The 15,184-nt window shown below is 40.5% G+C and carries 18 protein-coding genes; 9 read left to right on the forward strand and 9 right to left on the reverse strand.

Annotation, left to right across the window (positions count from 1 at the left end; genetic code table 11):
* Positions 1-109 precede the first annotated feature (109 nt).
* From pdxA to H5202_RS10255, 5 genes are all read left to right on the forward strand, one after another.
* On the forward strand, positions 110-1,093 hold the full coding sequence (gene pdxA / locus H5202_RS10235; RefSeq protein WP_182771991.1) for a 4-hydroxythreonine-4-phosphate dehydrogenase PdxA: 984 nt from the start codon (positions 110-112) through the stop codon (positions 1,091-1,093).
* Positions 1,094-1,102: 9 nt separating this feature from the next.
* Complete coding sequence (gene rsmA / locus H5202_RS10240) at positions 1,103-1,909, forward strand: 16S rRNA (adenine(1518)-N(6)/adenine(1519)-N(6))-dimethyltransferase RsmA (protein ID WP_182771992.1); 807 nt, start codon at positions 1,103-1,105, stop codon at positions 1,907-1,909.
* Positions 1,910-1,963: 54 nt separating this feature from the next.
* Positions 1,964-2,344, forward strand: a complete 381-nt coding sequence (gene apaG, locus H5202_RS10245; protein ID WP_182771993.1) for a Co2+/Mg2+ efflux protein ApaG — start codon at positions 1,964-1,966, stop codon at positions 2,342-2,344.
* Positions 2,345-2,347: 3 nt separating this feature from the next.
* The gene (locus H5202_RS10250; protein WP_182771994.1) at positions 2,348-3,166 is read left to right on the forward strand and encodes a symmetrical bis(5'-nucleosyl)-tetraphosphatase; all 819 of its coding nucleotides are present in this window, start codon (positions 2,348-2,350) and stop codon (positions 3,164-3,166) included.
* 147 nt (positions 3,167-3,313) lie between these two features.
* Positions 3,314-5,335, forward strand: coding sequence for a methyl-accepting chemotaxis protein (locus H5202_RS10255; protein ID WP_182771995.1), 2,022 nt, complete (start codon positions 3,314-3,316; stop codon positions 5,333-5,335).
* A 799-nt stretch (positions 5,336-6,134) separates the two neighbouring features.
* Here H5202_RS10255 and H5202_RS10260 read toward each other — a convergent pair.
* The 7 genes from H5202_RS10260 to rplU form a co-directional block, all read right to left on the reverse strand.
* Entirely contained in the window at positions 6,135-6,527 is a 393-nt protein-coding gene (locus tag H5202_RS10260; RefSeq protein ID WP_182771996.1) for a DUF3718 domain-containing protein, read from the reverse strand.
* A gap of 97 nt (positions 6,528-6,624) precedes the next feature.
* Positions 6,625-7,107 carry a type 3 dihydrofolate reductase gene (gene folA / locus H5202_RS10265; protein WP_182771997.1) on the reverse strand — a complete coding sequence of 161 codons (483 nt, stop codon included), beginning with the start codon at positions 7,105-7,107 and terminating at the stop codon, positions 6,625-6,627.
* Between the two features lie 19 nt (positions 7,108-7,126).
* On the reverse strand, positions 7,127-7,597 hold the full coding sequence (locus tag H5202_RS10270; RefSeq protein WP_182771998.1) for a threonine/serine exporter family protein: 471 nt from the start codon (positions 7,595-7,597) through the stop codon (positions 7,127-7,129).
* A complete protein-coding gene (locus H5202_RS10275; protein ID WP_182771999.1) occupies positions 7,597-8,355 on the reverse strand; it encodes a threonine/serine exporter family protein in 759 nt (252 codons plus the stop codon). Before H5202_RS10275 ends, H5202_RS10270 begins: the two co-directional genes overlap by 1 nt.
* 20 nt (positions 8,356-8,375) lie before the next feature.
* The gene (gene cgtA, locus H5202_RS10280; RefSeq protein WP_182772000.1) at positions 8,376-9,542 is read right to left on the reverse strand and encodes an Obg family GTPase CgtA; all 1,167 of its coding nucleotides are present in this window, start codon (positions 9,540-9,542) and stop codon (positions 8,376-8,378) included.
* A 199-nt stretch (positions 9,543-9,741) separates the two neighbouring features.
* Positions 9,742-9,996 carry a 50S ribosomal protein L27 gene (gene rpmA, locus H5202_RS10285; protein ID WP_006080527.1) on the reverse strand — a complete coding sequence of 85 codons (255 nt, stop codon included), beginning with the start codon at positions 9,994-9,996 and terminating at the stop codon, positions 9,742-9,744.
* A 16-nt stretch (positions 9,997-10,012) separates the two neighbouring features.
* The gene (gene rplU / locus H5202_RS10290; RefSeq protein WP_182772001.1) at positions 10,013-10,324 is read right to left on the reverse strand and encodes a 50S ribosomal protein L21; all 312 of its coding nucleotides are present in this window, start codon (positions 10,322-10,324) and stop codon (positions 10,013-10,015) included.
* A gap of 404 nt (positions 10,325-10,728) precedes the next feature.
* On the opposite strand from rplU, the gene ispB reads away from it, so the two are divergent.
* Positions 10,729-11,700: an octaprenyl diphosphate synthase gene (gene ispB, locus H5202_RS10295; protein WP_182772002.1), complete on the forward strand. Its 972-nt coding sequence runs from the start codon at positions 10,729-10,731 to the stop codon at positions 11,698-11,700.
* Positions 11,701-11,794: 94 nt separating this feature from the next.
* Here the strand turns inward: ispB and ung are convergent, their stop codons facing one another.
* On the reverse strand, positions 11,795-12,457 hold the full coding sequence (gene ung, locus H5202_RS10300; protein WP_182772003.1) for a uracil-DNA glycosylase: 663 nt from the start codon (positions 12,455-12,457) through the stop codon (positions 11,795-11,797).
* A gap of 91 nt (positions 12,458-12,548) precedes the next feature.
* On the opposite strand from ung, the gene H5202_RS10305 reads away from it, so the two are divergent.
* Entirely contained in the window at positions 12,549-13,100 is a 552-nt protein-coding gene (locus H5202_RS10305; RefSeq protein WP_259397269.1) for a prepilin-type N-terminal cleavage/methylation domain-containing protein, read from the forward strand.
* Positions 13,101-13,170: 70 nt separating this feature from the next.
* A complete protein-coding gene (locus H5202_RS10310) occupies positions 13,171-13,497 on the forward strand; it encodes a DUF3144 domain-containing protein (RefSeq protein ID WP_182772004.1) in 327 nt (108 codons plus the stop codon).
* Between the two features lie 199 nt (positions 13,498-13,696).
* On the opposite strand, the gene H5202_RS10315 is transcribed toward H5202_RS10310, so the two are convergent.
* On the reverse strand, positions 13,697-14,314 hold the full coding sequence (locus H5202_RS10315) for a LysE family translocator (RefSeq protein ID WP_182772005.1): 618 nt from the start codon (positions 14,312-14,314) through the stop codon (positions 13,697-13,699).
* Between the two features lie 133 nt (positions 14,315-14,447).
* On the opposite strand from H5202_RS10315, the gene H5202_RS10320 reads away from it, so the two are divergent.
* Entirely contained in the window at positions 14,448-14,981 is a 534-nt protein-coding gene (locus tag H5202_RS10320) for a thioredoxin family protein (protein ID WP_182772006.1), read from the forward strand.
* Positions 14,982-15,184 lie beyond the last annotated feature (203 nt).

Here is a 15,184-nt window from a genome sequence, read left to right on the forward strand (position 1 = left end):
CTTCCGTCGTAAGTTTAATGAAGAGCTACAAAACTGGTTAGACGAGCTTCGTTCAGAAGCGTTTATTGAAGTCATTGAGCCAGAAACAAAACGAGGCTAAGCAAAACTAATGACTAAACGTATTGCCATCACTCCCGGCGAACCAGCAAGTATTGGTCCCGACTTAGTCATCAAACTCGCTCAACAGGCATGGCCTGTTGAGTTGGTTGTTTGTGCCGACCCCAATTTACTGATCACACGAGCAAAAATGCTTGGGCTACCTTTACAGCTAAGATCATATGAAGCATCTCAGTCACCAATACCACAAGCGGCAGGCACGTTAACTATTGCTCCGTTTACATTAGCCGAAGAGGTTAAATGTGGGGTATTGAATGAAGCTAACAGCGCTTATGTAGTAGAAACGTTGCGTTACGCTGGTGAAAAAAACATGTCGAATGAATTCGACGCTGTGGTAACCGGCCCGGTGCATAAAGGTATTATTAACCAAGCAGGCATTTCGTTTAGCGGCCATACCGAATTTTTTGCACTACAAGCCAATTGTTCTGATGTTGTAATGATGCTTGCCGCGCCAGGTCTGCAAGTTGCGCTAATGACCACTCATATACCTTTAGCCTATGTGGCTAAAGCGATTACCCGCGACAGACTGCACCATATTATTAGTATTTTGCATCGCGAATTAGTCAGTAAATTTGATTTAGGTTCTCCTAAAATTTATGTCTGTGGCCTCAATCCACATGCGGGAGAAGACGGTCATTTAGGCCGTGAAGAAATTGATATCATCATACCGGCGCTCAATGAATTACGAGCACAAGGTATGGATATAGTTGGTCCATTGCCAGCCGATACGTTATTCCAGCCTAAGTATCTTCAAGAGGCTGACGTCGTATTGGCAATGTATCATGACCAAGGATTGCCGGTGCTTAAATCGTTAGGCTTTGGCAAGTCGGTCAATATCACCTTAGGTTTACCTTATATACGTACCTCTGTTGATCACGGAACCGCGCTGGAATTAGCTGGCACTGGTAAAGCAGACTGCGGCAGTTTTACCTGTGCATTAAACAAAGCCATCGAATTGGCCTCAAAAAGTAAGTAACCCATTTTAATGAGTAATAAAGTACATTTAGGCCACACGGCCAGAAAGCGATTTGGACAAAACTTCTTAACTGATCAAGGCGTGATTAGCAGCATTGTAGGCGCTATCGCACCAGATAATGACCATGTTATGGTTGAAATTGGACCCGGCTTAGGTGCATTAACTGAACCTGTTGCAGATATGATTGACAACCTAACCGTTGTTGAATTAGACCGTGACTTGGTTAAACGTTTACAGTATCACCCAATACTTAAAGACAAACTAACCATTCACCAAGGTGATGCGTTACAGTTCGATTTTGGTCAGTTGCAACAAGCTGGCAAGAAAATGAAAGTGTTTGGAAATCTTCCTTATAATATTTCAACACCACTCATGTTTCATTTATTTGAGTTTGCCGAACAAATAGAAACAATGCATTTTATGTTGCAAAAAGAAGTGGTTTTGCGCTTATCGGCAAGCCCAGGCACAAAAGCTTATGGCCGCTTAACGGTAATGGCGCAATATTACTGTCAAGTAGTTCCAGTGTTAGAAGTACCACCGACAAGCTTTACCCCGGCTCCTAAAGTTGACTCTGCGGTGATTAGATTACTACCATACGAAGTCAAACCTTGGCCATGTAAAAATGTTGATGTGTTGAGACATTTAGTCACGACAGCATTTAATATGCGCCGTAAAACGCTGCGTAACAATTTGAAAACATTATTGTCAGACGAAGATTTTGAAACACTGCAAATTGATTCGAGTCTGCGGCCAGAACAAATTAGTGTCCCACAATATGTGGCAATGGCTAATATGTTGTGTGATAAAAAAGATTAATTATAAAGGCATGCTGATACTGAGCATGCCTTTTCGTTTTAGGACATAAAAAACATGAGCCAAGTTGAATCGCCTATTAAAATTAAAGTCGACACCCAATACTTAGAACAACAATCAGATGTCGCCGATAATAAATACCTTTTTAGCTATACCATTACTATCATCAATCTAGGTGATAACAAAGTGACTCTTAAAGACCGTCATTGGATTATCTCTAATGCTGACGGCGAACAGAATGAAGTAAAAGGCCCTGGTGTTGTTGGTGAAACTCCCACAATTGCACCTAATACTGCCTACCAATATACCAGTGGCACAGTAATGGAAACACCGGTGGGCTTTATGCAAGGTTTTTATGGTATGGAAAACCATAAAGGAGAACGATTTTTAGCGACTATTCCGCCTTTTCGTCTTGCTGTTCCTGGGATATTTCAATAATCCATGGCACACTATTTTGTCGGCGATGTTCAAGGATGTTACTCAGAGTTACAACTATTATTGCAAAAAGTGGCCTTTAACCCATCCAAAGATCAACTTTGGGCTGTGGGCGATCTAGTGGCCAGAGGTTCTGAGTCGTTAGCAACACTTCGCTTCTTCGAATCATTACAAGATTCAGCAAAAGTTGTACTGGGTAATCACGATTTACACCTTTTAGCCCTTCACGGAAAGCTAAAACGAGCCAATCCTCAAGATCATCTTGATGAATTACTCACAGCTCCTGATATCGCTAGTTTAGTCAATTGGGTCCGTCAACAGCCTTTAGTCAGAACCTTACCTGAACACAACATCATCATGACCCATGCAGGTGTACCGCCACAATGGGATATAAAGACTCTTGAAAGTGAAGCAGACCAAGTCAGTATCGCATTACAGCAAGATGATTATCTAAGTGCAGTAATTGCCAAAATGTACACAGAAGATTCTGAGCACTGGTCTCCATCGTTGCATGGTATCGACAGACTACGTTACTGTATTAACGCATTAACACGTATGCGTTTTTTGCACCTTGATGGTCGTCTTGATTTTAAATGTAAATTACCACCCAGTGAGCAACACTCTACCGAATTACGACCATGGTTTGAGTTTGCATCAAAGACGGTGCCGCAAAACACCTTAATATTCGGTCATTGGGCAGCATTAATGGGCCAAACAAATAATCCGCACATTCTGGCATTAGATACAGGTTGCTGCTGGGGAGAGCATTTAACCATATGGCATCTTGAAGGGAATGAAATAATTACCCAAAAAAGGTTAATTTAACGTTAAACTAAAGTACCATTTAGCCGATAGCTAAATGTAGAATTTATTATGCTTGCCTGAGAAACAATTACCCTATAATAAATTCGATATTTTAAGACTAGATGCCGCATCAAAATCAGGATCAAATAATAATAGCCGGAGTACTGTATGAAAATTAATGTAGCGACCAGAGTCATTGGCGGTTTTTCCGTGGTGACGCTGTTATTGATGGTTCTCGGTGGTGTGACTATGCTGAGTAACGACAGTATTAAAGATGGGACGACTATTCTCAAAACTATCAGTTTACCTGCTCTGGAAACGACAAGCATTTTAAGTGCAAATTTAAGCAGCCAACAAATTGAGGCTCTACTTGCCTATTACAGTACTCATTCATCTAAAATTCCAGCAATACAAAAGCAACTTTCTGACTTAGACAATAAATTTAAACAGGATCTAACTCGCTTAAATAACTTAGTCAATAAACAAACTCAGCTTACAGCCCCACTGAGCACGTTGACTAATAGCTACAATCTTTATCAAACCAGTGCCATAAAAATGATATCAGAGCGCGAAAAGGCACTCAGCTTGCAAGAAACGTTACTCAAAATGCGTGGTAACCTCGAAAATGCAGCCGATGACTCCTCATCTATCTTGTTAGACATTATCGATATGGAAACCAGTGAAGATCAAACAGAACGCAGTTTGGCGGCATCAGCGAGTCTGGTCGATGGAACATTTATCAATATCATTACCACTATTTATGATTTAGTAGGGGCAACTGAACAAAGCAAATATGACCTTATCATAAAAGAACTCGATTATATGGTCAGCGAAGCTACATCAAAACTGGATCATATTGGTCAGCAAGGCAGTGGTATTGTAAGCAGTTTAGTTTTAGATGATTTAACAGCAGAAAGCGCAAAAGTATTTAACTTGCTTAAAGGCAGCAACTCAATTGCCGCTCTAAAACAGCAACAATTAGATCATGAGTTTGCCGCGGCTAAACAATTAGAAGAAACCCAAAGTAAAGTTAAAGACGTAAACATAAAAATGACCGTGTTAGCAAAATCAATCGATACGTTCGCGAGTGACATAAGCACTGCAGCGTTGGAAATTATTGATTCGGCAGCCATTAAAACGCTACTTGTGGTGTTAACCGCGATCATCGTCGCCATCATTGTCAGTATTGCAGTTGTTAAGCCATTAACTCTCTCGTTAGAAAAAGTTAATAAAGCCTTAAATGTACTAGCATCTGGTGATTTGACACATAAATTAGATGACACTGGCCATGATGAATTCGCAGAATTAGCCAAAAACTGCAACCGATTGGTCGATAGCCTCCGTAGTCTTATTATCGGAATAGTTGATCGTTCAAATCAATTAGCTGCTGCAGCAGAAGAAACATCAGCAATTACCTCACAAACCACTATCGGTATTCAAGAGCAAAAGAGTCAAGTCGACCAAGTTGCTGCTGCAACTACACAATTGAGTTCAAGTGCACAACAGGTATCAATGAGCGCCGACCAAGCACTGAATGAGATTAAACAAGCTGACCAAGAAACACAGCACATGCGCACTCTTGCAGAAGAAAGTAAAAATACCATTCTTGCTCTTGCTGAAGAAGTCGCCAAAGCCGGTATTGTAATTAATAAAGTTCATTCCGATAGTGCATCAATTGGGTCAATTTTAGATGTGATCCGTGGAATTGCAGATCAAACTAACTTACTTGCTCTAAACGCCGCGATTGAAGCCGCTAGAGCGGGTGAACAAGGTCGAGGCTTTGCCGTTGTTGCTGATGAAGTGCGTAACTTGGCGTCACGCACCCAGCATTCAACCAGTGAAATTCAGCAAATGATTGAAGTATTACAACTTGGCACCCAACAAGCCGTTGCTGTAATGGAATTGGGTCGTACTCAAGCAGAAAGCTGTGTTGAAAAGAATGAACAATCAAATCTAGCTTTGGAGACGATTAGTAAATCGGTTCACAGAGCCTTTGATTCTGGTAACCATATTGCTCAAGCTGCGCAAGAGCAAAACATTGTTAGCCAGCAAGTTTCAGAAAAGCTTGAACATATAGCTTCTATCTCTGAAGAAACCTCAATAGGTGCGGATCAAACAGCTCAATCAAGTCAGCAAGTGGCTATGCTTGCTGAAGAACTACAAGCGTCGGTACGCGAGTTCAAGGTGTAATCCATACCATTAAGTGAGTATTGACAAATAGGCCCTTAATGGGCCTTTTTTGTTGCCGGTGATTGTTGATTGAAAGTGGCTTAAACCAATAATACCAATCTCATTAAATATCTGGTCAGTTCAGAGTCTCTGAGGTTTTTCAATTCAAGGCGCATTGATGTAGAAATGGCTGTTGCCTTTTAAATCGATGCAACACAGAAGTGGAATACCTGAGAGACTCCATTCTGGCGGGTTTCAAAGTACTTTATGCTTCGTTAGATGTTTTCAAAATACGACTGCATGGTCTATTTTTTTCCATAAAAAATAAGACATTCCCACCATCCATGGCGGTCAGATGCTGGAGGTAGAGTAACGCAGGAGCTAGTTACCGAGACTCACTATTCGCTTCAATCAGCTGCCTTGCCTACAGCACTTTGAACTCCCGTTGAAAGATCACATATTTAATAGGATTGGTATAACTGAACAGCCAACAGATTACATTTAAAATGTACTAATTCAACGAATGTGTAAGCCTTTAGTGCAATAAACAACACTCCCAGAAATGAAGGGACAGCTCTCTCATTAATAAAATGAGCCTTAGACTCAAATAGATAAATAAAAAGTTGGTAGTTAGTAGTTAGTAGTTAGTAAGCAAACTGACAGTGGGAGGTAAATAACAAACCTAGAGACCAAAGACAGATGTAATTGTAATGACCCAATCAACAAAAGAGGTAAATTATGGTCATAAAAAATGCCGATAATTGCTTATCGACATTTCTAATTTATATTGACTGTTCCCTACGATTACACATCGTCAGAATTAGCCACCTGTCCGACCTTTAATCGCGGCAGTAATTGGGCTACCTTCATGACCATTGGCAAGTGCCCAGTCTAAAATAGTTTTACCATCAGCTTCTGGCGTAGCTAAATCAGTTGAAGGTAAACGTTTTGCGATAAACTCGCCGACATCATTAGCATTTGAATTGTAGGCAGTACGCAATAAACTGCTGCCATCACAAGAAATACCAGAATAAACATTACGTAACTTAACACGACTTTCTTTCATTTTTTTACGTAAACGACTTTTGTCGTCTGATTTTACATAATCACAAATATTTGCAACTAATTGATCTGTCTCGGCAATAGCAGGCGCTGACACTGACACAAAAGACGCTGCAATCAGGGCTGCAATAGCTACAGGCAATAGACGCATCTGACACTCCTTTATATTATAATTTTATATAACTATGTATTGAAATCATGATTCAGATAACTTCTACATATTAATTTCAGGGATAAACCCTAATAATTTAACACTTTTTGAACAAAGTGTTAAAGCTATATTGCAATCCTTTGTCGTTTGTTGCAGTAACTGAGTTCTGTAATTGCCACGAACCATCGTCCCATTCAGGAAATACAGTGTCACCGTCAACGTCTAGGTCAATTAAAGTAAGGTACAGAACATCGGCTTTAGGCAGTAATTGTTGGTAAAGCTGACCACCACCAATCACAACTAATTCGTCACAATCACCCGCCATTGTCATGGCTTCGTCAAAAGTTGTAACGCAAGTGACACCTTCAATACTCAACTGACTATTACGGCTAATTACAATATTGTGACGCCCTGGTAACGGCCTGCCGATTGACTCAAATGTTTTGCGTCCCATCACGATGGGTTTAGACAGCGTCATTGCTTTAAAATGGCGTAAATCTTCAGGTAGATGCCACGGCATCTTGTTGTCTCTACCTATAACTCTGTTCTTGGCCATAGCGGCAATCATTGCGATACGCATTGAAGCAAAATCCTTATGGTTAAATAATCGGTCTGGTGCGATAGTAAAGTAAACTAGGCAACGCTAAGCCAACTGCCAACGCCCCAAGAATAAATACTGTTTTTAACCCGTTAACGATGACTTGAGCTGTGAGTTCGGGACTGACCTGACTTTGTGCCGTTAGCTGAATTAATGCTATGACGGTATTAAATGCATAAGTTCCTGGCACCATGGGAATAATTGCTGCCACGGCGTACATCAAAGGTGGGGCTAGGTGACGTTTAGCAAACTGAATAGTAATCAAGCCGACAATGGCGGCTGCGATAAATGTCGCCCATTCAATTGGCATTGAAAAATGTAATAAAAAAGTTCTTGAACTGTGGCCGATGGCGCCTGCAATGGCACAATAAATTAAATAGCGTTTAGGCACATTAAACACCATCGCAAAGCCGACCGCAGGTATAGACGAAAAAAAAGCATCATGTAGCAATAAACTTAGAAAGGATAACATTAAAAAATCCCTCCCATTTGCATCGCAATCGTAATACCAATAACCGATGCTAAGGTTAATAGGGTTGCATGACCCCAACGAGAGATGCCCACATTCATGTGGCCTTTAACCATATCAGAAATTGCGTTAATCAACGGGAAGCCTGGCACTAGCATCAACACGCTTGCCGCCATTGCTGCTTGAGGTGTTTCGGAGACGGCTCCAAGATAGCTAATTTGAGCAATAGCCGTGATCACAAATGCTGTCAGTGAGAAGTTAACCAATAAATTAAAATGTCGAGATGCCAGAAAAAGACGTACTATCATTCCAACCGACGAGGCAAAAAATGTAATTAAACATGCCATCATGTCGCCATCAAATAAATGACAGAAACTTGCGCATGACAAACCTATCATAGGGACTACAGCAATTGCGGGGTATGTTTTAGGGGAAATATGAGCGAGACGTCTACGAACTTCATTGGCACCGTAAATACCCTTTTCTGCTAGTATGCAAATTCTTTGAAGTTCACAAATCACCATCATATTAATGCCATGAGCACGAATACGACGGGTTGTGGTAACGCATCGGCCGTGTACCAAGCTAGTTAATACTAATGCATTGGATGAAATGGATAATTCAATGCTAGCAATACCGAGAGCTTTACCAAGGCGCTGACTAATCTCTTCAACGAGATCAGACTCAGCACCATACGCCAATAGCAGTTGCGCACAGCGCACTACAAGGCGGGTAATTTCATTTTGGCTATCTTCGTACACGACGTCCTCAAATGAGTTATTTAACGTTGATAGATGACTTCCACATCATAGTCATCATCATCAAAATCTTCGTCAAATTCATCATCATAGTTTTCATTAGTGTTTTCATCTTCAACGCTATGGTAATTATCCCATTTGAATTCAACGTCAGCATCAGCGGTAATTTCTTCCACAATAGCCGGTAAACTTCTAATGTAATCAAGCATCTTGATGCTTAACTCTTCAGTTCCTGTTCGATTGTAAGCTGACATAGTATAAATATCACCTTGCCAATCTAACTCTTTGACAATACGGTCTATTTTAGCTTGTATCTCTTCATCTAACAGTAAATCAGTTTTGTTAAACACTAACCAGCGCGGTTTAGCCGCTAGTTTTGGAGAGTATTTCTCAAGTTCACCAACAATTGCGCGAGCAGAATAGACAGGATCTACGCCATCAATAGGTTCAATATCGATAATGTGTAACAACATACGGCAGCGTTCAAGATGCTTTAAGAAACGAATACCTAAACCGGCACCTTCAGCAGCACCTTCAATGAGACCTGGGATGTCAGCAATAACAAAGCTTTGGCCTGGACGTGGGTTAACCACACCAAGGTTAGGAACTAAAGTTGTAAACGGATAGTCAGCAACTTTCGGCGTTGCACGAGATACCGATCTGATAAAGGTTGATTTACCAGCGTTTGGCATGCCTAGTAAACCCACATCAGCAAGCAGTAATAACTCAAGTTTAATTGAGCGTACTTCACCTGGGGTGCCTAATGTTTTTTGGCGCGGTGCACGGTTAGTACTGCTTTTAAAACGGGTGTTGCCTAAACCGTGAAAACCACCTTTAGCAACAAGAAGCTTTTGGCCATTTGCAGTAAGATCGCCAAGTGATTCATCGGTATCTTGATCGAGAGCACGAGTACCTACTGGTACTTGAAGAACTAAATCACTACCACCATGCCCTGTACAATCACGGCCACGGCCATTGGTGCCACGTTCAGCCATATGAAAACGAGTAAAACGATAATCAATCAACGTGTTCAAGTTTTCGTTAGCTTGCAGATACACACTGCCGCCATCACCACCGTCACCACCATCTGGACCACCATCTGGAACATACTTTTCGCGTCTAAAACTTACGCAACCGCTTCCGCCGTCACCTGCTTCTACGCGAATATTCGCTTCATCAACAAACTTCATACTGACTCCTGACGCCACTTAATCTGTAATTATAATCCCAATCATTGGAATTTGCAGGAAAGCGCTGAAGATAGCATTCATCACGATATCGCCTACTGCATATAAACAAAATCATTAAACTATCAATAACAGTTTAATGATATAAAAAACACAAAAGCCCCACCATAGGCAGGGCTTTCGAGATCTAGCTTATAAAGAGTTAAGCTTCGATGCTAATAAACTTGCGGTTATTAGCGCCTTTAACTTCAAACTTTACTTTACCGTCTGTTAATGCAAACAAAGTATGGTCACGACCAATACCTACGTTTACACCAGCGTGGAACTTAGTACCACGTTGACGAACGATAATGTTACCAGCTAGAACTGATTCACCGCCAAAGCGCTTAACACCAAGACGTTTACTTTCTGAATCGCGGCCGTTACGAGTAGAACCGCCAGCTTTTTTATGTGCCATGAGTTAGACTCCTAAATTATGCGTTAATCGCAGTGATTTTAACTTCGGTGAACCACTGACGATGGCCCATCTTCTTGTCGTGATGCTTACGACGACGGAACTTGATAATAGTTACCTTTTCGCCGCGACCGTGGCCAACTACTTCAGCTACGACTTTACCGCCAGCAACTAAAGGAGCTCCAACATGTACTGTTTCACCATCAGCGATCAATAAAACTTGATCGAATTCTACGGTTTCACCAGTAGCAACTTCTAATTTCTCTAAACGAACTGTATGACCTTCAGCAACACGGTGTTGCTTTCCGCCACTTTGAAAAACAGCATACATGGCTATTTTACTCCAAATGACTAACACACTAACTCATATTATTGACGAGACTAGGTGCTAAAAAACTTTTAATGACAATGGGCGCGGATTCTACGCGAAGAATTATCATCAGGCAAGTCATAATTCACTATAAAATAAAAAAGACCTTATCACTGCACACTATTCATCAATAGCTAATGTGGAACCATTAAAATTTAGTTAACATTAATATGTTAAATTATAGCTACGTTTTATAGATGGGTTGGCATGAATCCAGCTAATTATTACAGAATTAGGATTCAGTATACTCAAATTGTAGAAATACATACTTTGAAAAATAGCACTGATATCCTGTAAGATATGCGCTCTAATTCGATATGACTAATTAAGGGTGCAAGCCTGTCGCCCAACAACCAGAGACTATTATGGATTTAAACGCCATTCGTCAACTGGCTGACACTGATATGCAAGCAGTCAATCAGCTGATATATAAACAACTTGAATCTGATGTAGCCCTGATTAATCAATTAGGCTTTTACATTATCAATGGCGGTGGTAAGCGCTTACGTCCGTTATTATCAGTATTAGCCGCACGAACCGTTGACTACCAAGGCGAACATCACCTTAAACTCGCAGCAATCATCGAATTTATCCATACGGCGTCGCTGTTGCACGATGATGTAGTAGATGAGTCTACATTGCGCCGCGGCCGTGAAACTGCCAATGCCTTATTTGGTAATAGCGCTAGCGTGCTCGTAGGTGATTTTTTATATACTCGTTCATTTCAAATGATGACCGAACTCGAAAATATGAAAGTGCTACAAGTTCTGGCTCATACCACTAACGTACTCGCTGAAGGTGAGGTTTTACAGTTGATGAACTGTAATGACCCTGATACAACCGAAGCGAACTACATGCGGGTGATCTACTGTAAAACCGCAAAATTGTTTGAAGCGGCAACTCAATTAGCCGGTGTTTTAGCCAATGTAAACCCAGAACAAGAACAAGCATTAGCTGATTACGGCAAATACCTCGGTACTGCTTTTCAATTAACTGATGATTTACTTGATTACACGGCGAACACTGATGAACTAGGTAAAAACATTGGTGATGACCTTGCTGAAGGAAAACCAACGTTACCGCTTATTTATGCCATGGAAAATGGTTCTGATACCGCTAAAAAACTGATTAGAGAAGCGATTGAGCAAAGTGATGGCACCAAAGCGATTGACGAAATTTTGGTAGCGTTAGAAGAGTCAGGAGCATTAGTTTATACTCAGGATAAAGCTCAAGCAGAAGCACAGAAGGCCATTGACGCGCTGAGTATATTTCCTGACAGTGACTACAAACAAGCATTAATTTCTTTAGCTCATTTGTCGGTTAATCGCAGCAGTTAACCGTTAGCAATAACGATGTAATTTATCATAAAATTCATTTTTCTGGCGATGAATTAAAAAGGTGTGAATATTCAATTCACACCTTTTTTTATAATCAAACTTGCCAATTTATGGGTGCGTCACCTTGTTCAAATAATAATTGATTAATCCTTGAAAAATGACCGCAGCCAAAAAAACCTCGGTAAGCAGATAATGGCGATGGATGTGGGCCGTTCAATACATGATGGTGCGGTGCCTTAATCAAACAGCCTTTCTTGATAGCGTGATTCCCCCAACACACAAATATAATCGGCGAAGATTGTTGGTCTAATCGCTGCAGTACATTATTAGTAAATGTCTCCCAGCCAGATTTAGCATGTGAATGTGCTAAGCCCTGCTCTACCGTCAATACCGTATTCAATAATAAAACGCCTTGCTTAGCCCAAGCAGTTAAATTGCCGTGTTCGGGAGTCACAAAGCCTGCAATATCATTGGTTAATTCTTTATAGATATTCGCTAATGACGGTGGCGGTTTAATACCATTTTTAACCGAAAAAGAAAGCCCATGAGCTTGATTGGGCCCATGGTAAGGGTCTTGTCCTAATATCACGACTTTAACCTCTGACAGCGGTGTTAAATCAAAAGCTGCGAATATTTCATCATCAGGCGGATAGACGGTTTTATTAATCGCCCTTTGTGAGGCTATAAAGTGTTGCAAATGTTGATAATATGCCTGAGATTGTTGTTGCTCAAACAGCTCTTGCCAGTGAAAAGTCATTCAATGTCTGCCTTAAAAGAAAACGAGAAATTAGGGAACTGCTGAGTCCTTGGTTTACTATGATCAGATTAATCAACCTTACGACTATAATATGATGCCATTACGAAATAATAAAAACACCGCTAAAAACGGTTTTACCCTTATTGAATTCGTCGTTGTGATTATCATACTTGGGATCATCGCTGTTATCGCTTTGCCGAAGTTTGTCGATTTAGGTCAAGACGCTAAAATTGCCAACGTAAAAGCAACTGGCGGAGCATTTTCTTCGGCAATAACCTTAGCTCATTTAAAATGGGCCGCCATGGGGTATTCAGGCCCAGCAGATAATTTAGCGATTTTCAGCCAAGCCGGAACCGATGGTGAACTGGATATGAACCTATGGGGTTATCCAGCACAAAATTATCCACCTTTCGAGGTATCTCCAAGACTGAATAATGTTAATGACTGCCTTTCCGTCTGGCCGACTCTATTGCAGGATGGTCCAAGCGTTTCTAACAGTGCAGATAAAGATACATCTGAGTATCAAGCTGAATATATCAATCCAGACCAATGCAGATATAACTACAACTCACTATCACTTATGTCGATATATTATGACTCACGTAACGGTCAAGTCTTGGTAGATTCAGATCCCAATAGCTAATTTTTTACCTGATATTTTCAAATAAAGACGTTACACTTAATGGAAAATTAACTCACAAAAAGTGGATCTGATGTCTGAAGCCAAAACAGAATTAACAATGTATCAAATAGCTGACCAATTTATTGCCTTAGCCAACCAACTAAGCCAACAAGAAAATGATATTGGTAAAGTGGGTACGGCAATGCGATTTGCTTCTGCCCGTTTTAATGCATTCGAAGCCTCAATTAAATCGGCTGATCTTGCCGCTGAAAAAGATCATGCATTAGCTTGGTTCTCTGATGAATTTAAAGCCATGCTTAAAGAAAACTTAGAAGACCATATTGCTAATCCTCCTGTAGCTGCACCGCAACAAGAGCAAGAAAATGATGATAGCGTGCAAATTTTTAAAGGTGCCTAGCATTCGCTAGCAACGTTACTGTTTATTAGCCGTCAATCAATAATCCCTACTAGCGCATTAGTGGGGATTAATCATTAAAATCAAGCTCATTAGACACTATTACCCTTTCGCCACTCACTCTTATCTCGGTTCACTTAAACAACTAAACCTTTGCATAACTAACGATAATGAATCACTGTTAATTGATTAAATACCGGTGCTATAACAACGTATAAATAACCCTAATAGAAAGCAAAATCAATACAATACCTGAGAGCCTATCAATCAACTTGGCCTTTTCTCGTAACTTAGGTAGCACCGCAGAATGGGATAACACAAATGCAATAATGCTATACCATAGGCCATCAATAATTAACGGCGTAAATACGATTAATGCTTGGCCAGTGGTCGTTTGTGCAGCCAAGACAAACTGGCTAAATAAGGCTAGAAAAAATAATAATATCTTGGGGTTAAATAGTGAAATAGCGAGTCCATCTCGAGCTGCAACCCATAATCGAGTAGGTTTTCCAGCAGCTAATTTTTGCTGCATCCCGCCTTTAGATCCCAGTGCTTGAATACCCATCCAAGCTAAGTAAATAGCTCCCATTATTGCAATTGCATTAAAAATGAATGGTGATGCTTTTAATATTGCAGCTAAGCCTAATAAGGTCACCAGAGCATACACACCAATACCAATTGAATGCGCCCAAGCACACACTACACCGTGTAATCTTCCACCACTGAGTGTATGCCTCACCACCATAGCCAAACTTGGACCTGGAGACATGGCACCCAAACAGCATATCGCTAATAATCCCAGCCAAGCACTTAATGTCATAATACCCCTTTCTTCCAATTATCCAGTTGTTAATATTTGCGCAAAAATACCTTTTAACAACCGGTTAAGCATGCACTGTTAATGTATCGTCACTTTTAAAATGACTATAATAACGTATTTACAGGGGAAACCTATGGCAACAATATTAATGATATTACTCTTGGTGATTTTTAGCGCCGTCGTCGTATTAATTTGGGCTAAAGTAAAAGGTAAATCGATACCGACCTTAGTGATAGTCATGCTCATTTTCATGGGGATCTGTTTTGCGGGGGTTATTGCATTTGTTAACAAAGGTGAAAACTATCAAGCATACCAAACATTGAATTGGCAGCCACTTGAACCAGAAAAAATTGCCTCCTATGTTGAACAAGGCAATATTGTGTTTGTTGATATTACAGCTGACTGGTGTGTCCCCTGCCAAACAAATAAAGCCAACGTACTTCATCGTGAACAAGTCGTAAATAAATTAAGCCAACAACACATTATTCTCATGCAAGGTAATTGGACTCAAGCCGATACCGTCATTGAACAGTATATGGGACAACAAGGGGTTGCTGGCACGCCGTTTAATAAAATCTACGGCTCATCCTACCCAGAGGGCATTGAGTTGCCTAAAGCGCTGATTCTCGACGATGTGTATCGAGCATTGGCTTTGGTCGTCAAATAAAATACTTAATTTTCAAAAAATATTTAGTCTTCAAGAAAAAACTTAAAAATGCTCTCAATAAAAAAGACTGCCGAAGCAGTAATGCCGATCAGTTAAGCGGTAAAACGAGAAAATTTAACTGATCGGTTGACCGATCTTTCTAGTCTGCGAAAATCCGATAATCTTTATTATCGGATTTTTTTTTATGGAACTTTCAGAAGCCC

Origin of the sequence: Shewanella sp. SG41-4 (genome assembly GCF_014164505.1) — a bacterium.
In the GTDB taxonomy this organism is placed as follows: domain Bacteria; phylum Pseudomonadota; class Gammaproteobacteria; order Enterobacterales; family Shewanellaceae; genus Shewanella.

What these genes read in the sequence shown, in the direction of transcription:
- ispB (WP_182772002.1), top strand. Translation starts at nt 10,729, where the DNA reads ATGGATTTAAACGCCATTCGTCAACTGGCTGACACTGATATGCAAGCA.
- H5202_RS10320 (WP_182772006.1), top strand. Translation starts at nt 14,448, where the DNA reads ATGGCAACAATATTAATGATATTACTCTTGGTGATTTTTAGCGCCGTC.
- H5202_RS10250 (WP_182771994.1), top strand. Translation starts at nt 2,348, where the DNA reads ATGGCACACTATTTTGTCGGCGATGTTCAAGGATGTTACTCAGAGTTA.
- H5202_RS10260 (WP_182771996.1), bottom strand. Translation starts at nt 6,527, where the DNA reads ATGCGTCTATTGCCTGTAGCTATTGCAGCCCTGATTGCAGCGTCTTTT.
- pdxA (WP_182771991.1), top strand. Translation starts at nt 110, where the DNA reads ATGACTAAACGTATTGCCATCACTCCCGGCGAACCAGCAAGTATTGGT.
- rsmA (WP_182771992.1), top strand. Translation starts at nt 1,103, where the DNA reads ATGAGTAATAAAGTACATTTAGGCCACACGGCCAGAAAGCGATTTGGA.
- cgtA (WP_182772000.1), bottom strand. Translation starts at nt 9,542, where the DNA reads ATGAAGTTTGTTGATGAAGCGAATATTCGCGTAGAAGCAGGTGACGGC.
- folA (WP_182771997.1), bottom strand. Translation starts at nt 7,107, where the DNA reads ATGCGTATCGCAATGATTGCCGCTATGGCCAAGAACAGAGTTATAGGT.
- rpmA (WP_006080527.1), bottom strand. Translation starts at nt 9,996, where the DNA reads ATGGCACATAAAAAAGCTGGCGGTTCTACTCGTAACGGCCGCGATTCA.
- H5202_RS10305 (WP_259397269.1), top strand. Translation starts at nt 12,549, where the DNA reads ATGATGCCATTACGAAATAATAAAAACACCGCTAAAAACGGTTTTACC.
- H5202_RS10255 (WP_182771995.1), top strand. Translation starts at nt 3,314, where the DNA reads ATGAAAATTAATGTAGCGACCAGAGTCATTGGCGGTTTTTCCGTGGTG.
- ung (WP_182772003.1), bottom strand. Translation starts at nt 12,457, where the DNA reads ATGACTTTTCACTGGCAAGAGCTGTTTGAGCAACAACAATCTCAGGCA.
- H5202_RS10315 (WP_182772005.1), bottom strand. Translation starts at nt 14,314, where the DNA reads ATGACATTAAGTGCTTGGCTGGGATTATTAGCGATATGCTGTTTGGGT.
- H5202_RS10270 (WP_182771998.1), bottom strand. Translation starts at nt 7,597, where the DNA reads ATGTTATCCTTTCTAAGTTTATTGCTACATGATGCTTTTTTTTCGTCT.
- rplU (WP_182772001.1), bottom strand. Translation starts at nt 10,324, where the DNA reads ATGTATGCTGTTTTTCAAAGTGGCGGAAAGCAACACCGTGTTGCTGAA.
- apaG (WP_182771993.1), top strand. Translation starts at nt 1,964, where the DNA reads ATGAGCCAAGTTGAATCGCCTATTAAAATTAAAGTCGACACCCAATAC.
- H5202_RS10310 (WP_182772004.1), top strand. Translation starts at nt 13,171, where the DNA reads ATGTCTGAAGCCAAAACAGAATTAACAATGTATCAAATAGCTGACCAA.